Source organism: Parasphingorhabdus sp., assembly GCF_039982395.1.
Taxonomy (GTDB): Bacteria; Pseudomonadota; Alphaproteobacteria; order Sphingomonadales; family Sphingomonadaceae; genus Parasphingorhabdus.
In genome coordinates this window covers 690,782-707,042 of the sequence record NZ_JBDWYO010000001.1, presented here as the reverse complement: position 1 = coordinate 707,042, position 16,261 = coordinate 690,782, and the positions used below count along the sequence as shown (strand labels likewise).

Annotated in this window: 17 protein-coding genes and 1 riboswitch; of the genes, 9 read left to right on the top strand and 8 right to left on the bottom strand. The window is 56.0% G+C overall.

The genetic code is table 11. The features are described 5' to 3' along the window. Positions 1 to 4: 4 nt before the first annotated feature. Positions 5 to 724 carry a TonB family protein gene (locus tag ABJV08_RS03515; RefSeq protein ID WP_348041650.1) on the bottom strand — a complete coding sequence of 240 codons (720 nt, stop codon included), beginning with the start codon at positions 722 to 724 and terminating at the stop codon, positions 5 to 7. An 80-nt stretch (positions 725 to 804) separates the two neighbouring features. Further along, positions 805 to 888, top strand: a riboswitch (ZMP/ZTP riboswitch). Positions 889 to 906: 18 nt separating this feature from the next. Here ABJV08_RS03515 and ABJV08_RS03510 point away from each other — a divergent pair. From ABJV08_RS03510 to ABJV08_RS03500, 3 genes are all read left to right on the top strand, one after another. Beyond that, positions 907 to 1,596 (top strand): DJ-1/PfpI family protein, encoded by a 690-nt coding sequence (locus ABJV08_RS03510; protein ID WP_348041652.1) that lies wholly within the window; start codon positions 907 to 909, stop codon positions 1,594 to 1,596. A gap of 43 nt (positions 1,597 to 1,639) precedes the next feature. Continuing rightward, positions 1,640 to 2,092 carry a nuclear transport factor 2 family protein gene (locus ABJV08_RS03505; protein WP_348041654.1) on the top strand — a complete coding sequence of 151 codons (453 nt, stop codon included), beginning with the start codon at positions 1,640 to 1,642 and terminating at the stop codon, positions 2,090 to 2,092. A gap of 77 nt (positions 2,093 to 2,169) precedes the next feature. Continuing rightward, a complete protein-coding gene (locus ABJV08_RS03500) occupies positions 2,170 to 3,399 on the top strand; it encodes an MFS transporter (protein WP_348114778.1) in 1,230 nt (409 codons plus the stop codon). Here the strand turns inward: ABJV08_RS03500 and ABJV08_RS03495 are convergent. The 7 genes from ABJV08_RS03495 to ABJV08_RS03465 form a co-directional block, all read right to left on the bottom strand. Continuing rightward, the gene (locus tag ABJV08_RS03495; protein WP_348041656.1) at positions 3,396 to 4,400 is read right to left on the bottom strand and encodes an NADP-dependent oxidoreductase; all 1,005 of its coding nucleotides are present in this window, start codon (positions 4,398 to 4,400) and stop codon (positions 3,396 to 3,398) included. The genes ABJV08_RS03500 and ABJV08_RS03495 overlap by 4 nt on opposite strands. Before the next feature lie 29 nt (positions 4,401 to 4,429). Continuing rightward, complete coding sequence (locus ABJV08_RS03490) at positions 4,430 to 5,503, bottom strand: MBL fold metallo-hydrolase (RefSeq protein ID WP_348041658.1); 1,074 nt, start codon at positions 5,501 to 5,503, stop codon at positions 4,430 to 4,432. Between the two features lie 21 nt (positions 5,504 to 5,524). Then, positions 5,525 to 6,901, bottom strand: a complete 1,377-nt coding sequence (locus ABJV08_RS03485; protein ID WP_348041660.1) for an L-serine ammonia-lyase — start codon at positions 6,899 to 6,901, stop codon at positions 5,525 to 5,527. 15 nt (positions 6,902 to 6,916) lie between these two features. Next, positions 6,917 to 8,764, bottom strand: coding sequence for a DUF885 domain-containing protein (locus ABJV08_RS03480; RefSeq protein ID WP_348041662.1), 1,848 nt, complete (start codon positions 8,762 to 8,764; stop codon positions 6,917 to 6,919). Between the two features lie 177 nt (positions 8,765 to 8,941). Beyond that, the gene (locus tag ABJV08_RS03475) at positions 8,942 to 10,180 is read right to left on the bottom strand and encodes a cytochrome c peroxidase (protein WP_348041664.1); all 1,239 of its coding nucleotides are present in this window, start codon (positions 10,178 to 10,180) and stop codon (positions 8,942 to 8,944) included. A gap of 175 nt (positions 10,181 to 10,355) precedes the next feature. Next, on the bottom strand, positions 10,356 to 12,011 hold the full coding sequence (gene groL, locus ABJV08_RS03470) for a chaperonin GroEL (RefSeq protein ID WP_348041666.1): 1,656 nt from the start codon (positions 12,009 to 12,011) through the stop codon (positions 10,356 to 10,358). A 47-nt stretch (positions 12,012 to 12,058) separates the two neighbouring features. Then, positions 12,059 to 12,349 (bottom strand): co-chaperone GroES, encoded by a 291-nt coding sequence (locus tag ABJV08_RS03465; protein WP_348041668.1) that lies wholly within the window; start codon positions 12,347 to 12,349, stop codon positions 12,059 to 12,061. Positions 12,350 to 12,664: 315 nt separating this feature from the next. On the opposite strand from ABJV08_RS03465, the gene ABJV08_RS03460 reads away from it, so the two are divergent. The 6 genes from ABJV08_RS03460 to ABJV08_RS03435 are packed head-to-tail and all read left to right on the top strand — an operon-like array spanning position 12,665 to position 16,247. After that, positions 12,665 to 12,958: a DUF2282 domain-containing protein gene (locus ABJV08_RS03460; RefSeq protein ID WP_348041670.1), complete on the top strand. Its 294-nt coding sequence runs from the start codon at positions 12,665 to 12,667 to the stop codon at positions 12,956 to 12,958. A 60-nt stretch (positions 12,959 to 13,018) separates the two neighbouring features. Then, positions 13,019 to 13,891 (top strand): DUF692 domain-containing protein, encoded by an 873-nt coding sequence (locus tag ABJV08_RS03455; RefSeq protein WP_348041672.1) that lies wholly within the window; start codon positions 13,019 to 13,021, stop codon positions 13,889 to 13,891. Next, the gene (locus tag ABJV08_RS03450; protein WP_348041674.1) at positions 13,875 to 14,603 is read left to right on the top strand and encodes a putative DNA-binding domain-containing protein; all 729 of its coding nucleotides are present in this window, start codon (positions 13,875 to 13,877) and stop codon (positions 14,601 to 14,603) included. The genes ABJV08_RS03455 and ABJV08_RS03450 overlap by 17 nt, the downstream gene beginning before the upstream one ends. Before the next feature lie 13 nt (positions 14,604 to 14,616). Continuing rightward, positions 14,617 to 15,066 (top strand): DoxX family protein, encoded by a 450-nt coding sequence (locus tag ABJV08_RS03445; protein WP_348041676.1) that lies wholly within the window; start codon positions 14,617 to 14,619, stop codon positions 15,064 to 15,066. Positions 15,067 to 15,103: 37 nt separating this feature from the next. Beyond that, positions 15,104 to 15,595, top strand: a complete 492-nt coding sequence (locus tag ABJV08_RS03440) for a sigma-70 family RNA polymerase sigma factor (protein ID WP_348041678.1) — start codon at positions 15,104 to 15,106, stop codon at positions 15,593 to 15,595. Between the two features lie 19 nt (positions 15,596 to 15,614). Beyond that, positions 15,615 to 16,247 carry a DUF1109 domain-containing protein gene (locus tag ABJV08_RS03435; protein ID WP_348041680.1) on the top strand — a complete coding sequence of 211 codons (633 nt, stop codon included), beginning with the start codon at positions 15,615 to 15,617 and terminating at the stop codon, positions 16,245 to 16,247. Positions 16,248 to 16,261 lie beyond the last annotated feature (14 nt).

The window sequence follows — 16,261 nt, the reverse complement described above, 5'->3', positions numbered from 1 at the left end:
CAGTTCACCCGCGCGGACCACCGCCATCCTGCCACCATTGCTGTAGCCAGCCATAGGGGCCCGCGACCGCTCTGCCGCGCGCATCCCGCGCCGGTTCGAACCGAAAGCGTTGCTCTATCAGCCGGCAGGTGGTGGCATCCAGAACAGTATGGCCGCTGGATTGTCGGATCTGGCAATTTTTTGCCCGGCCATCAACGTCAACGGTGAAATGGGCCACAACATTGCCGCGATTTCCGGCTTTCCAGACGGCGCGCGGGATGTCCTTGCGGCCAATCGCACCGGACAGATGGCGCGGCCCCGAGACAATGCCGCCGCCGCCCAATCCATTGCCCTCCCCGCCGTTGCCGAAACCAGGGCCCGGTTGGTCCGCAGCGCCGGCATTATTGTCATTCCCAGCACCGACAATCGGGGCTGCAATCACCGGCGATTCAATCTTCAGATCAATCACCGGTTTCGGCGCCACAATCTGGGTTGCCTTGGCCCTCAAATTCTTCGGAGAAGCCGGTGCCTCTTCGGCCTTGGCTGATTTCACTGCCACAACCGGTTCTGGCGGCTTTGGCACTGTGATATTGATAACTTTGAGCCCGGCGTCCACACTCCTGACCATGTCCATGCCCATGCCGCTGACCAGTGCGTAACCGACAACCGCATGCAGAGTGACCACAGCCACCGCTGATTTTGCGCGCTCTTGCCAATCATCTTTCAAGACATGGTCCACGATCATGCCCTAGCAGCATAGGGATGAATATATGCTGGCCGACACCATTTCCGGTTTGTTTGCGTGGAAATTTGCTGTTAGACCAACGCATAGTTCGTGACTGGCGATATCGAGATGGGACACCATCGGGGAGCGAATGATTGTCATAGCCGATCGCCTGGGCACTTCTCAAAATCTGGAGCCGCCCTATGACCAATAGTCCAAAGCCTTTCCACATTGTTTTCTTGCTGTTTGACGGCATTACCCAACTTGATTTCACGGGTCCGGCCCAATTTCTCGCGCGGATGCCGGGCGCGGTTGTCCATACCGTCGCAAAAAGCATCAAGCCCATCGAGACCGACAGCGGTTTTGCGATAGTGCCGAACTGCGATTTCGAAGCTTGTCCGCAAGCAGACCTGCTATGCGTGCCCGGTGGTTTTGGAACCAAGGATGTGATTGCCGATGCCGACACGCTGCAGTTTTTGCGCGATCAGGCCGCCGGTGCGCAATATATAAGCTCGGTATGTACCGGTTCGCTTGCGCTGGGAGCAGCGGGCCTGCTCGATGGCAAAAGGGCAACCAGCCATTGGGCGTATACCTCGCTTCTGCAGCGCTTTGGTGCGACTTTTGAAAAGGCGCGGGTGGTCAAGGATGGCAATATCATCACCGCGGGCGGGGTCACGTCTGGGATTGATTTTGCACTTACCGTGATCGCTGAAATTGCCGGACCGGAATTTGCGGAGGCCGTGCAGCTCGGTCTCGAATATGATCCCCGCCCGCCCTTTGCCAGCGGCCACCCGGATAGGTCCAATCCGAAACTCGTGGCGATGCTCCGCGAACGGAACTATGATGCGGTATTGAAAGATCTGGAGCAAATCCTCCCGCCCAGAACCAGTTGATAGATTTGACTCCATCAAAAGCCAGCTGGTAGTGGCATGGGCCATGACGAGCGGCATCATCAAAATCACAATATCGGGCTTGGCCTGTCTATCTCTGATTTCTTGCGTGACCGCGCCAACACCGGCGTCTCCGCCAAACCGGGCGCTGATCGAGGCCTATACCGCGGCCTTTAATATGCAGAATGTCTCTGCCATGGCGACGATGATGCATCCCGATATCCAGTGGATAACGGTGGCGGCGGGCAGCTCTTCGGTCACGACGGACGGCAAGACGAAAATGGTCGCCGAGATGGGAGACTATTTTGGAGGGTCCACCAAGGTCACGAGCACACTCGGCGGTTGGGGGATCAATGGCGCGTTTGTTTCGGCGGTTGAAACAGCGTCTTGGACGTCGGCATCCGGCGCGAAAAAGGCGCAAAGTTCCAATGTGGTCTATCAAATCGACGACGGATTGATCCGCCGCGTATGGTATTTCCCTGAACAGCCAGCACAATAGAAGAAACCCGGCCGGCCTCGCAAAACAAACAGACGACTTTTCGAGCCAAGATAGGCATAGCCATAGGCAAATAGCGTCTGAAAGCCCAAATCCTGCCTGACACACAATCACCCCCATCGGATGCGCCACGTCGCATCAGCGAGCTAAAGCTTTTCCTCTTCGCGCTGTCGTCCGCAGCGGTGGTAGCCAATGCCTATTATATCCATCCGCTGATTACGCCGGTGGCCGAAGAATTTGGCGTCAGCGGAGCAACCGTCGGGCTCGCGCCTGCCCTCAACCAGATCGCGCTCGCACTCGGGATATTGCTGTTGCTGCCGCTCGGGGACCGGATAAACAACCGCAAGTTGATCACGGTTTTTGTCATCGGCCAGTTTCTCGCCATGCTTGCGATGGCGCTGTCCGGAAGCTTCCTGATATTTGCTGCCGCCTCGTCCGTGCTCGGCTTTTTCACGATCGCGCCCTATCTGCTGCCCGCTTATGTAACCCAGCGCGTCAATCCTGCCCGGATTGGACATGTCACCGGAATCATGACCGCTGGCGTAACCTTTGGCATATTGGGTAGCCGGGTGGGTGGCGGATTGCTGGGGCATTATTTCGGCTGGCGTTCCGCCTATTGGGTCGGGGTGGCGTGCATGGCTTTGCTGGTGGTCCTGCTGCCGTCTATCATGGAGCGCAAACAGGATGAGAAGCCCGCCAATAGCGAGCCGCCGCGCTACAGCGAGTTGCTCCGTTCGCTCTGGCCGATATTCAAATCCCTTCCGGAAGTGCCATTGGGCGGACTGATACAGGCGCTTTCCTTCGGACTGTTCCTCGCTTTGTGGATCGCCATCGGCCTGCATTTGCCGCGCAACGGCTATGGCGTGGATACGGTCGGCTATCTGGCGATCATCGCCATAGTCAATGTCCTTGGGTCACCCTATGTCGGCCGGTTTGCAGACCGGATCGGCCCGGAGCGCACGCGGATCTATTTTTGCCTGATACAATTGGCCGGTGTCTGCCTCCTGCCCTTTGCCGGCAACAACCTCTGGCTTTTAGTGATCGCGGTTATTTTAAACAGCATCGGCGGCGCTTCCGTCGATATATGTAGCAAAACAATCATGTTCAGCCGCGCGCCCGAAATCAGAACGCGCCTGATGACCATCTATATCGTGATCATGTTCATCGGTGGCGGCATCTCCAGTTGGCTGGGCGCGGCAACCTATGAATATAGCGGATGGTCAGGCATTTCGATCATGGCGATAGGCTATGCACTGTCGATCATGGCGCTATCGCTTTGGGGCTTGCGTGTCGGCAGAGCGCGGGCCTAGATTTTCACCAAGACCTTGCCGATATTGCCCCCCGTGAAGAGTTTTTCATATGCGGTCAGGACGTTATCAATGCCGTCGGTGACATCGAAGGGCGTGTCGATCAGGCCTTGGTCCAGCCATGTCTTCAACTCTGCTGCCAGCCGCTCGCCCTGATCCATAAAATCGGGTGAGAAAAAGCCTTCGATGCGCAGTCGTTTCATCAATATCTGATCGAAATGTTCCGGCCCATGGCCGCGGCCATCACCTTTATATTGGGCAAGCAGGCCGCAAAGCGCGACGCGGCCATAAAGCGCCATATTGGGCAATACTGCATCCAATATCGGTCCGCCAACATTGTCAAAATAGGCATTGATCCCGCCATCGACCTTGGCCAGTTCAGCCGCGATATCATCATTCTTATAATCAATCGCTTTGGTGATGCCGAGTTCGCTCTCCAGCCAGCGGCATTTGTCCGGCCCGCCCGCCAGACCATAGACGTTCGCGCCCAATATCCTGGCAATCTGGCAAGCCAGAACGCCGGTCGCGCCAGCGGCGGCCGAGACCAGAACATTGTCGCCGGCCTTCACGCCCGCCGTTTCCTGCAAGCCCCAAAGCGCGGTCCAGCCGTTGAAGCCGAGCACACCAAAATGCTGTTTGATATCGTCGATGCTGTCATCAACCTTCACGAGGCCCGCCAGTTCCGGTTGCACGATACTAAGTTCGGCCCATTGCCCGAAACCGCGCACCAGATCGCCCTCGGCAAAGCCCGCGTGACAGGAAGCCGCAACATGGCCAAGCACCAGTCCAGCCATTTTGGTGCCCAAGTCCAAAGGAGGTTGATAGCCGTCCTCGCGCTCGGTCATCCACATGCGGGTGCCCGCGTCCATCGACAGATAGGCGGCCTTGACCAGCACTTCGCCATCGGCAAGTTCGGGCATCGTTTCGCTCTCCAGCGATAGCGAGCCGGAAACGTCCTGCCCTGTGGGACGGTTATTCAATTGCCAGAAACGGTTGGTGGTCACGACATCATTCTCCTCATCTGGCACACAGCTTAGAGAAGATCATCCTGTTCGATACTATTCTTATTGGCGGGAAGGCTGAACAGCATCCCGTCCTTGCCCAGCACCACGGACCCGTCATAGACATCCGACACACCCTCCATAAAATAGCCTTCGAGATAATCGATCGGCAGCGCCGGCACGATATGGGAGAAGACCAGCATCTTCGCCTGAGCCGCTTTTGCCGTCTTGGCGGCTTCGACCGGCGTTGTGTGATAATCGGGAATATCCGACATGATCTTGACCAGCCGCTTGCGGCCGGCTTTTTCAAATGCGGCTTCCAAAGTGCCCACCATCTCGGCGTTCAACACTTCGTGCACCATCAGATCGCAGCCATTACAGGCCTGCTCGACCGTTGCCATTTTCACCGTATCGCCGCTGAACACCACCGACCGGCCCTTATAGTCGAAGCGATAGCCGACCGCCGGCGAGACAGGCTCATGTCCCACAGAAAAGGCGGTGATTGTAATCCCCGCTTGGTCATAGACGACAAGCTGCTCTTGCCCTTGCGGCGCGACAAAGGGCTTCGCGATCCCGCCAGCTCCCGTCGGCGCCATGGTTGCTTCGCCATGATGGGCAATGCGATATTGAACATCGGCGGCATAGGCGGCGTTCAAGCCATCGACGATAGCGGTCACGCCTTCTGGCGCAATGACGGGAAGCGGGCTTGTGCGTCCGCCACCAGCCCAGCGTTGCAGCAGCAATTCGCCCAAACCGTCGATATGGTCGCTATGAAAATGGGTCAGCAGCAGCGCTTCTGTCGCGCCAGGACTCAGGCCCATCAGACCAAGATTGCGCACCGCGCCGCCGCCGACGTCGACAATGAACATCTTGCCATCAATGACGACCGCCGAGCACGGCCCTGCGCGCGTGGGATCAGGGAGCGGCGAACCGGAACCACAAAGCGCGACATGAATGCCGTCGGGCAAATCACCTAAGACGTCGCGCGCCACGGCTGTCTCGACAGCGCTTGCAAAAAGCCGCTTACCGATTTGCTCCTGAAACAAAGCTCCCGCCCCAACGGCCAGCAGCGCCAATAGCAATAGTCCCAAGCCCAGCTTCTTCATTGCTCACGCCCCTCGTTTCAATCAGCATTCCACCAAATTGACAGCGAGTCCACCTTGCGAGGTCTCTTTGTAGCGCTCGCTCATATCGAGGCCGGTCTTGCGCATCGTCTCGATCACTTCGTCGAGACTGACGCGGTGGGTGCCATCGCCCAGAATCGATAAGCGTGCCGCCTCAATCGCTTTGACCGCACCGACGGCGTTGCGTTCGATACAGGGTACTTGCACCAGCCCGCCGACGGGATCGCAAGTCAGACCAAGATTATGCTCCATACCGATTTCGGCGGCATTTTCGACCTGCGACGGCGTCCCGCCCCAAGCGGCGGTCAAGCCCGCAGCCGCCATCGAACAAGCAACGCCGACTTCGCCCTGACAGCCGACTTCCGCACCGGATATCGAAGCGTTTTCCTTGAACAGGGATCCGATGGCCGCAGCGGTCAGCAGGAAGGTCTCCACACCCGCTGCATCGGCTTTCGGTGCAAAACGTTCATAGAATCGCAGCACAGACGGGACGATGCCAGCCGCCCCATTGGTCGGTGCGGTCACCACCTTGCCGCCCGCAGCATTTTCCTCATTCACCGCCAGTGCCCAGAGATTGACCCAGTCCAAAATGGTGAGCGGATCAGACAAGGCGCGTTCCTGTCGTTCCATCAAGCGGGCGTGAATTAATGGGGCCCGCCGCTTGACGCGCAAACCGCCGGGCAAAATCCCGCCTTGTGCGATGCCGCGGTCGATACAGGCCGACATCGCATCGGCAATGGCGCGGATATCGGTGCTGATCTGCTCGTCCGACTTCACCATGCGCTCGTTTTTGCGCATGATATCGGCGATAGAAAGACCCTCCTTATCGGCGATTTCCAGCAAATCGGCACCCGAGCAAAAGGGATGCGGTACGTCCCACAATCCATTCTCCGGATTGTTGCTGCCGATCTGGTCCTCGTCCAGGATCGCGCCGCCGCCAACCGAGTAATAGACTCTCGTATCGATCAGTTCCTCGCCGGAAAAAGCATTGAGTCGCATCGCATTACTATGAAAATCGAGACGCTTCCTTTGATCAAAGATAACGTCTGCCGCCTCGTCAAAGGCGATCTCATGTGTGCCGTTCAAGCTGATTTGCTGATCGGACCGAATATACTCGACCAGGGTATCGGCGGCATCGGGTTCAATATTGTCCGGCCGCTGACCCGACAAGCCCAATAGAATCGCCCGATCCGTCGCGTGGCCCTTGCCGGTCAACGCCAGTGAACCAAAAAGCAATGTTTCCAGCCGCGTCACATCTGCGAGCCGGCCGGTCTCGGCAACCCGTTCCACGAATAGCGCAGCCGCTAGCATCGGGCCCATCGTGTGGGAACTCGACGGGCCTACGCCAATTTTGAACAGCTCAAATGTGCTGGCGACCATATCCTGTCCCGACCGCTAGGATGCTTGCACGCTGGCAATCCACTGATCGACCTGGATTTCCAAGATGTTGAGCGGCACCGAACCACCGCCCAGCACGGTGTCATGGAAACCACGGATGTCGAAATCATCGCCCAGCGCTTGTTCCGCCTTGGCGCGCAACTGCTGGATCTTGATCATGCCGATCTTATAGGTGGTCGCTTGGCCCGGCATCACCAGATAGCGACGAACTTCGCTGCGCACTGCAGTTTCCGGAATCGGGCTATTGGCAAGAAAATAGGCAACAGCCTGCTCCTCGCTCCATCCCTTGGCATGCAAGCCAGTATCGACAACCAGCCGTATCGCCCGCCACATCTCCGTCGTCAGGCGACCGAAATCCGAATAGGGGTCAGCATAGGCTCCCATTTCCTTGGCAAGCAGTTCGGAATAAAGCGCCCAGCCCTCACCATAGGCTACCGAACGGCTGCCTTGCGTCCGGAATTTTGGAATCCCGGTCAGTTCGCGCGCGATGCTGTTCTGCATATGATGGCCGGGATTGCCTTCATGATAGGCGATCACCTCCAGGCTGTGAATCGGCATGGCCCGCATATCGGACAAATGGGCATAATAGGTGCCCGGGCGGCTGCCATCGACCGTGCCGGGACGATAATGTTGGGCGGCTCCGTCTTGCTCCCGGAAAGGTTCGACCCGTTTCACCACCAGATCGGCCTTTGGCAACAGACCGAAAAATTCCGGCAGCCGCTTTTTGATCGTCGCCAGATGGGCTTCAGCGGCATCGATATAATCCTGCGCGCCCTGATCATCACTGGAATAATAAAATTGATCATCTTCCCGCAGGAACGTGAAAAAGGCCTGCAGGTCACCGTCAAATGATACCGCATCCTTGATCGCTTCCATCTCGGTGCGGATACGCGCCACTTCGGATAGACCCAGATTGTGGATTTGATCGGCGCTCAGATCGGTCGTTGTCTGGTCGGCAAGGCGATAATTATAAAAAGCCTCCCCGTTGGGCAGCGCGGACACACCAAAAGGTTCGGCTTTGGTGTTCGGCAAATCCTGCTGGAACCAGGTGATGATCCGGTCATAAGCCGGCTGGACAACTGTGGTCAGAGCGACCCGCGCTTCCTCTCGCAACACATTGGCGCGCGCGTCTGTGATCTTGCCGTCCCGCACCAATCCGCCAAGCTTCGCCTCGGTTGCTTCCCAAAGCGCCGACGCATCACCGTCGTCAAACGGCGTACCGGTGGTGATTTTTTTCGACTGCTCGATCACGCCTTCATAGGAAAAACGCGGCGGACGCGTTCCTGCCACAGCATTGGCGTGGGCGCGGACAAGCAGCTGGTCGAGGGCCCGGGCGCTGCCCTTCAATCTCTCAATATAGGCCACCATATCGGCTTCGGATGCGACGCGATGCTGGTTGATCAAAAAAGTCGGGAAGAAAGATTGCTGGCCATTAAACTGGTGCAGCACATATTGGTTCTCGCGAAAAGGCACTGCCGCTTCCAGCCGTTTCAGATTGTAGAGCCACATAGACCATGAAATTTTCGCCTCGGGCGAGAGCTTGTCATAGTCAAAATCGCGTTTCATCTCCGCCGTAGCATCGCGCATCCACGCCAGCTCGCTATCGGCAGCGGCAAGCGAGTAATCATCCATCGCGCCATAGCCGGTTTTGCGCCCCAGAAAGGTTTGCGTGATCGGGCTGGTGGCAAGCCGTTCCTCAAACTTGGCATCGAACCAGATGTTGAGACGTTCGGTTTCCGAAACCGCAACGGTCGATGCCGCTGTTTCCTGTGTCGCCGATTCTGCCTGCGCCGCTCCTGCTGCCAGACTTGTGGAAACCAACAGGAGAGTGAGAAACTTGGTCATATTTTCGGATCCTTGCCAATAGGGTTACATTCGTAACCAATGGCACAAACGCCGGGAATTGAAAACATCCACAAAAAAAGGGGCCGGAAGTCTCCTTCCAGCCCTTCTTGATAGGTTCAGCCTGAACCGAAGACCAGCCCATGTTGGCCATGGCTGGCCCGTCGGCGGCACCATCTGTTATCGGAATGGATTTGTGAACCGGACATCATTGGACAGGCTATCGTCACTTAATGTTTCCATAAAATCCACGAGCGCCTGTTTATCAGTGGCGCTCAGGTTCAACTGCTGTGGAGCAGCGCCTTGACGCAACCGGTTGTCGAGGGCAGGTCCATCTTGAATCCCGCTATTATAATGTTCCACGACTTGGGCCAACGAATTGAACCGCCCATCATGCATGAAAAAACTGGATAGCCCGACGCTCTTTAGGGACGGCGATTTAAACTCGATCGTTTCCCCGGCATCCAATCCGTTGCTGTCGCTATTATTTGCCAACGCATAGGTGGGTGGTTGATGGCAGACAGAACATCCCGCTCCGCCATTATTTGGACGCGTCATGAACAATTGTCGGCCACGGTTTTCCGAAGCCGAAAAGCCCGGCAGGGCCACGTTCAAATTGCGGTTGGCTGCATTGGGGTCGAACACCTGAGCATAAGCCTGGTCCCATCGGCTATCGGACGAGATCATTGCGCGTTCAAATTGTGCCAGGGCCTGTTGCATCCGCACTTCTGTGATCGTCGCATTGCCGAATGCCAGTTCGAAGAGGGCCGGATAATATTCCAGGCCTTCCATCCGGGTGATGAGGGCATCGATCCCGCCAGCGGCATTGTCCCAACCCATCTCAATCGGATTTTTAATCGGTTCCGTAGCTTGCTCTTCGAGCGAAGCGGCACGCTTGTCCCAGAATGCAGAGCCGATACCAAAATAGCGCACATTGCCTAATCGCATAGCATGGGCGCTGGTAAATGCACCGCCTTCGAAGCCTGTGCTGAACTGGTCCGGATCATCAAAGCCTGCGGACTGCTGGTGGCATGAGGCACAGGACTTCGTGTTGTTGACGCTCAACTGAGTGTCATAAAACAACACCCGACCCAATGACGCGATACGGTCTTCCAGCTGATTGTTAGCGGGCTCATTGTCCCGTCCAGCGACAGTATTGTCATAATAAGCAGGCAATGTGGGATTGGCATAGTTCAACAAATTGTCGAAATCGATAGTCGTGAACTGGGCAACAATTTCTGTTGGCGTTGGTGCGGGTGTCGGGGTTGGTGCGGGTGTCGGGGTCGGCGTTGCAGCCACCGGCAGAGTTACCGTTGAAGTACCGCTATCGCCACCACCGCCGCAGGCAGTGATGAATCCGAGGGACACAATCAAAGCGGTTCTCGATACAGCACGGAAAGGCAATTGGTACTCACGCATATAGACACTCCATCCCATCAATCGCCCCGCGCTGATGCAAGAACGATATTCTCCTGATATTCAAAGGAAAACTTGTATCAAATTGTCGCGAAAAGGCACTTTGAAAATAGAAAAGGGGCCGGAAGTTTCCTTCCAGCCCCCCTTGATAGGTTCAACGTGAGCCGAGCGTTTGGGTTTAGAAGCCCATACCGCCCATGCCGCCGCCCATGCCGCCCATGTCAGGCATGGCTGGAGCGCCGCCGGCACTGTCGTCTGGTGAGTCTGCGACAGCCGCTTCGGTGGTGATCAACAGACCTGCAACCGAGGAAGCGTCCTGCAGAGCAGCGCGCACAACTTTGGTAGGATCGATCACACCGGATTTGACGAGATCTTCGTATTTATCGCTGAACGCGTTAAAGCCGAAGTTCTTGTCTTTCTGGTCCAGCAATTTGCCAGCGACAACGGCGCCGTCAAAGCCTGCATTTTCAGCAATCTGGCGAACCGGAGCCTGCAACGCTTTACGAACAATGTCGATACCACGTGTCTGGTCTTCGTTTGCGCCTTCGAGGCCTTTGAGCGAAGATGTTGCATAGATAAGCGCGGTTCCGCCGCCAGGGACAATGCCTTCTTCAACAGCAGCACGGGTTGCGTGCAGCGCATCGTCGACACGGTCTTTCTTCTCTTTCACTTCAACTTCGGTCGCGCCGCCGACTTTGATCACGGCAACACCGCCAGCGAGCTTCGCCAGACGTTCTTGCAGTTTTTCTTTGTCATAATCGGAGGTGGTGTTTTCGATCTGCGCACGGATCGCTTCGACGCGAGCCTTGATGTCGGCCTTTTTGCCAGAACCGTCGACAATCGTTGTGTTATCCTTGTCGATGGTAACATTCTTGGCTTCACCGAGCATGTTCAGCGTGACGCTTTCCAGCTTGATGCCGAGATCTTCGGAGATCATTTCACCTTTGGTGAGGATCGCGATATCTTCGAGCATTGCTTTACGGCGATCACCGAAACCAGGTGCTTTCACCGCTGCGATTTTCAGACCACCGCGCAATTTGTTGACCACGAGAGTAGCCAGCGCTTCGCCTTCAATATCTTCAGCAATGATCAAAAGCGGACGTCCGGCTTGCACAACAGCTTCCAAGATTGGGAGCAATGGCTGCAGGTTGGTCAACTTCTTCTCGTGGATCAGGATGTAAGGGTTTTCGAGGTCCGCAATCATCTTGTCCGGGTTGGTGATGAAGTAAGGCGACAGGTAACCGCGGTCAAACTGCATGCCTTCCACAACGTCGAGTTCAAAGTCGAGACCTTTGGCTTCTTCAACCGTGATAACGCCTTCTTTGCCGACTTTGTCCATTGCTTCGGCAATTTTCTCACCAACTTCTTGGTCGCCATTGGCAGAGATAATGCCAACCTGAGCAATTTCGCCGCTGCCTTTGACCGTCTTGGAGCGCTTCTGAAGGTCAGCAACAACCGAACCAACAGCCTGGTCGATGCCACGCTTCAAATCCATCGGGTTCATGCCAGCAGACACAGATTTCATGCCTTCTTTGACAATCGCCTGCGCGAGCACGGTAGCCGTGGTGGTGCCGTCGCCAGCAACATCGTTGGTTTTCGATGCAACTTCACGAAGCATCTGTGCGCCCATATTTTCGAACTTGTCTTTCAGTTCGATTTCCTTGGCAACCGAAACACCATCCTTGGTGATGCGCGGTGCGCCAAAGCTCTTGTCGAGCACAACATTGCGGCCTTTAGGGCCGAGGGTTACTTTAACAGCATCCGCAAGCGTGTTCACGCCGACCAGAATGCGTTCGCGAGCGTCGCGACCAAATTTTACGTCTTTAGCAGCCATGATATTTTCCTCTGCTTAGTTGATTGAAGTTGTGATGGAGCAAATGCTTATTTCTCGAGAATACCGAGAATATCGCTTTCCTTCATGATGATCAGCTCTTCGCCGTCGACGGTAACTTCCGTGCCGGACCATTTGCCAAACAAAATCTTGTCGCCTTTTTTGACGTCAAGCGCGGTTGCTTTGCCGCTGTCGTCTTTCAAGCCATTGCCGACTGCAACAACTTTGCCTTCTGCTGGCTTTTCCTGAGCGCTATCCGGAATGATGATACCGCCAGCTGTTTTTGCGTCCGCTTCTACGCGGCGCACCAGTACACGGTCATGTAATGGACGAAATTTCATAGATTTCCCTTTCTTGTCCAATCCAAAACTCTTCAGGCCCGCTTTTGTCGCCGGCCGTAAGAGCAGAATCTGTGTGAATTAGCACTCTCTCCTTTCGAGTGCTAACAGGGACCATGTAATCGCTATTGATCCGCCGTCAAGGGAAAGAGCAGAAAATATTTCTCTTCATTTTTGTAGGATTTCCGAGGCGTTGCGATTCGTTTGCGGGGCGAAGCCGAAGCGCTGTGTAACCCGATCGTCCGGACTCACGAATGTCATTATGTGCCCGCTTTGGCGGGTTCACATCAATCCCCCAATCTCGAGAGAGGAAATTTAATGTCTGTATTGATCAAATCAACCGCTACCGCCGCTGCGCTGGCCGCTGCCGCAACCCTGTCGCTGTCTGCCACTGCTGCGCAAGCCGCCGGTGCCAAAGAAAAATGCTATGGCGTTGCACTTGCCGGCAAAAATGATTGCGCTGCCGGACCGGGCACCAGTTGTTCGGGCACGTCGACCATCAATTATCAGGGCAATGCCTGGAAATATGTCGCCAAAGGCGCATGCGCCGATATGGGCGGCACATTGTCCGCGCACAAAGGCAATGCGAAACCGGTTCCCAAAAAGGGCTAAACGCGCTAAATTCCGTGGATGGCCGCAATTCCTGATCCTCACGCTTCGTTAGCGGCTGCTGTGCCCCGCTCCCTCCCTCCATCGGGTGGCATAGGTCTCAAGTCGGTACATTATAATCATGTGCTGGATGAGGCCGCAGACGCGAAGCGCCCTTCCTGGGTTGAGGTTCACCCACAGAATTACTTCGGCGATGGTGGCCCGGCACACCGCTGGCTCACCGCCATCGCCGAGGTTTACCCCTTGAGCTTTCACAGTGTCGGCCTGTCTCTAGGCAGCGCCGACGGGCTCAACAGCCAAGATCTCGAGAAAATCGCCGCCCTTTGCGACCGCTACCAACCGGCCATGCTTTCCGATCATCTTAGCTGGAGCGGCAACGCCCATGACCGCTACCCGGATCTGCTACCGATTCCCTACACGCGCGAAGCGCTTGACCATTTTGCCGCAGAGATTGGCAAGGTACAGGACCGGCTCCAACGCACCATCCTGATCGAGAACCCGTCCCGCTATCTTTCCTATCGAGACGACGAGATGAGCGAGACGGATTTCATTGACAGGCTTTGCCGCCAGTCGGGATGCGGCTTGCTTTTCGATATCAACAATGTCGAGGTCACTGCCACCAATGTCGGGCTCGACATGGAGGCCTATATTGACGCAATCGATCCCGCTATCGTTGGCGAAATTCACCTCGCCGGCCATGCGCGGGAAAGTCATGACAGCGGCCCGTTGCTAATCGACGACCATGGCTCGGTGGTCAGCGATATCACCTGGACCCTCTATCGCCGGTTCATCGAACGCGCTGGTCCCAAGCCGACGCTGATCGAATGGGACACGGATATTCCCGAATATGACACGCTCATGGCCGAAGTCGCCAAGGCCGAGGCCATTTTGAGCGTCCCGCAATCAGCGGAGGCGCGCCATGCCATCGCTCGCTGAGGGACAGTCGCGCTTCATAACCTGCCTGCAAAAAGGGCCCGACCATTTTCCCGCTGACCTGTTCTCGGAGAGCAGCGAACGCGCACTGCTCGGGCTGAAGGCGCATGCCAACACCATCTCCCATGCCCGCCTGGTCGCATTGGAAGACAGCTATCCGCGTCTGCACGCGCATATGGGCCATGAAAAATTTCACGCCCTTTCGCGCGATTATGTCGAGCAGGACCATATATTGGCCTGCGATATGAACCGTATCGGTGCCGATTTTGTTGCTTTTTTGATCGACCGCGGCTTTGGCGGCACCGAGGTTGATCTTGCCCGGATCGAATGGGCCTGGCTGCAAAGCTATCGCAGTGCCGACGCCACACCCGTCGTCCTGAGCGATATAGCCACCCTGGCCGAAGCTGATTTGCTGGCATTCCCAGTCGCCGCCCATCCCGCCATGCATCTGATCGCAATCACCGGTCCCTTGTCCCCGGAGCTTGTTGAACTGGCCGACCTAAATCCGGATGCACTGATGATCGCCCGACCGGAAGCACAGATATTATTCCATCCGCTGACCGCTGTGGAACAAGAAATTGCGAAAAAGATTGCCGAGAGCGCCACTATGGGTAACCTTTTGGAACATGTTCTCGAACTGAGTGATGAAGCCACCGCGATGCAGCATATTGTCAAGCTGATCCAGATTGGGGCGTTGAAGCATTTGGAGGGATAGGAAAATGATGGATATGTTGAAAAATTTGATCAACCGTTTGAGCGGCGCCGTGCCAGAGGGCATCGCACTATTGTTCACGCGCATAGCTCTTGCTGGCATTTTCTGGCGCTCGGCCCGCACAAAGGTCGAAGAAGGCAGCTTCCTGACAATCAAGGACACGACCTTTTTCCAGTTTTCGGATGCGCCCTTTAACCAGGTGCCTGTGCTGAACGGCGAATTGGGCGCCTATGTCACCACCTATATGGAGCATTTTCTACCGATTTTGCTGGTGTTTGGACTGGCTACACGGTTCGGCGCGCTTGGTATTTTGGGCATGACCATGGTCATCCAGATATTCGTCTTTCCGGAAATGGCCGTCTGGTGGCAGACTCATATGATCTGGACCGCGATGGCGCTGATCTTGATCACACGCGGCGGCGGCATCTTCTCGCTCGACCGTTTGATTGGTCACAAGCTAGGCTGATCCGGTGATTGCGAGCGAAGAAACTCTTCGGCACTTGATGATCAAGGCGCAAGGCGGCGACAAGCTTTGCTATTCCAGCCTGCTCGTCGAATGCGAAAAGTGGCTTCGCCGCTATTACGCCCGCAAGATCAACCCGTCTGCGATTGATGATCTGGTGCAGGAGACCCTGATCTCGCTCCATCGCAAGCGATCAAGCTATGATCCGAACAGGGCCTTTTTGCCTTGGCTTGCCGCCATTGGTCGCTACCGCTGGATCGACAGTTTGCGCAAGATTTACCGGCATGAACATGATCAGCTCTACGAGGAGATGGTCGCCGATCCACAGGATGAAGGCGTCACCGCCAAAGTTAGTCTGGAACGGCTGCTCGGCATGATCCCGCCCAAACAGGCAGAGGTTATCAGCCTCGTCAAAATTGAAGGCCTCAGCATTATCGAGGCATCAGCAAAAACCGGCCAGTCCGAATCTCTGGTCAAAGTGAACATCCATCGCGGACTGAAAAAGCTCTCGTCGATGGTCGAAACAGAATGATAGTAAAAGAGTTTAGATGATGTCCAACACAATAGATCGTCTCGTCGAAGACTTGACGCCGATCAAACCGCTAAAAAACCGCGATGGCATAGTTCTCACGCTAGGGCTGACCGCGGTTTTTGCAGCGATCGTCGTCATGACCCTCGGGATCCGTGGCGACATCATGATGGGCATGCCCCATCCGATGTTCTTTTTGCGGGCAGGTGCTCTGCTGCTGCTCGGCGTGACCAGCTGCTATGCGGTTATCGCAATGGGCCAGCCAGCGGTTGGCAATAGCTTCAAAGGCTGGATTTGGGCCTTGTGTGCTGCTCTGCTCTTTCCGGCCACGGCGATCGTCATGGCCCTGATCGCAGCACCAGATAACATGGCCGTTTTCGTTCCGCGCTATGGTCTGGAATGCCTCAGTGTCAGTGCATTGGTGGGTTGCGGCATAGCCACTGCTCAAATCGGTTGGCTCCGTCGCAGCGCTCCGGTTGCCCTGAACCGTGCAGGCTGGCTCGTCGGCATATCTTCCGGCGCCTTGGGTGCCGCGGCTTATGGGCTGCACTGTCCGTTCAATGGCATTTTCTATATTGGACTTTGGTACACGCTGTCGGTCATGATTTGCGCGTTTCTGGGTCGACTGATCGTCCCCCATCTAATCCGCTGGTAATATCGCTGCCCTAT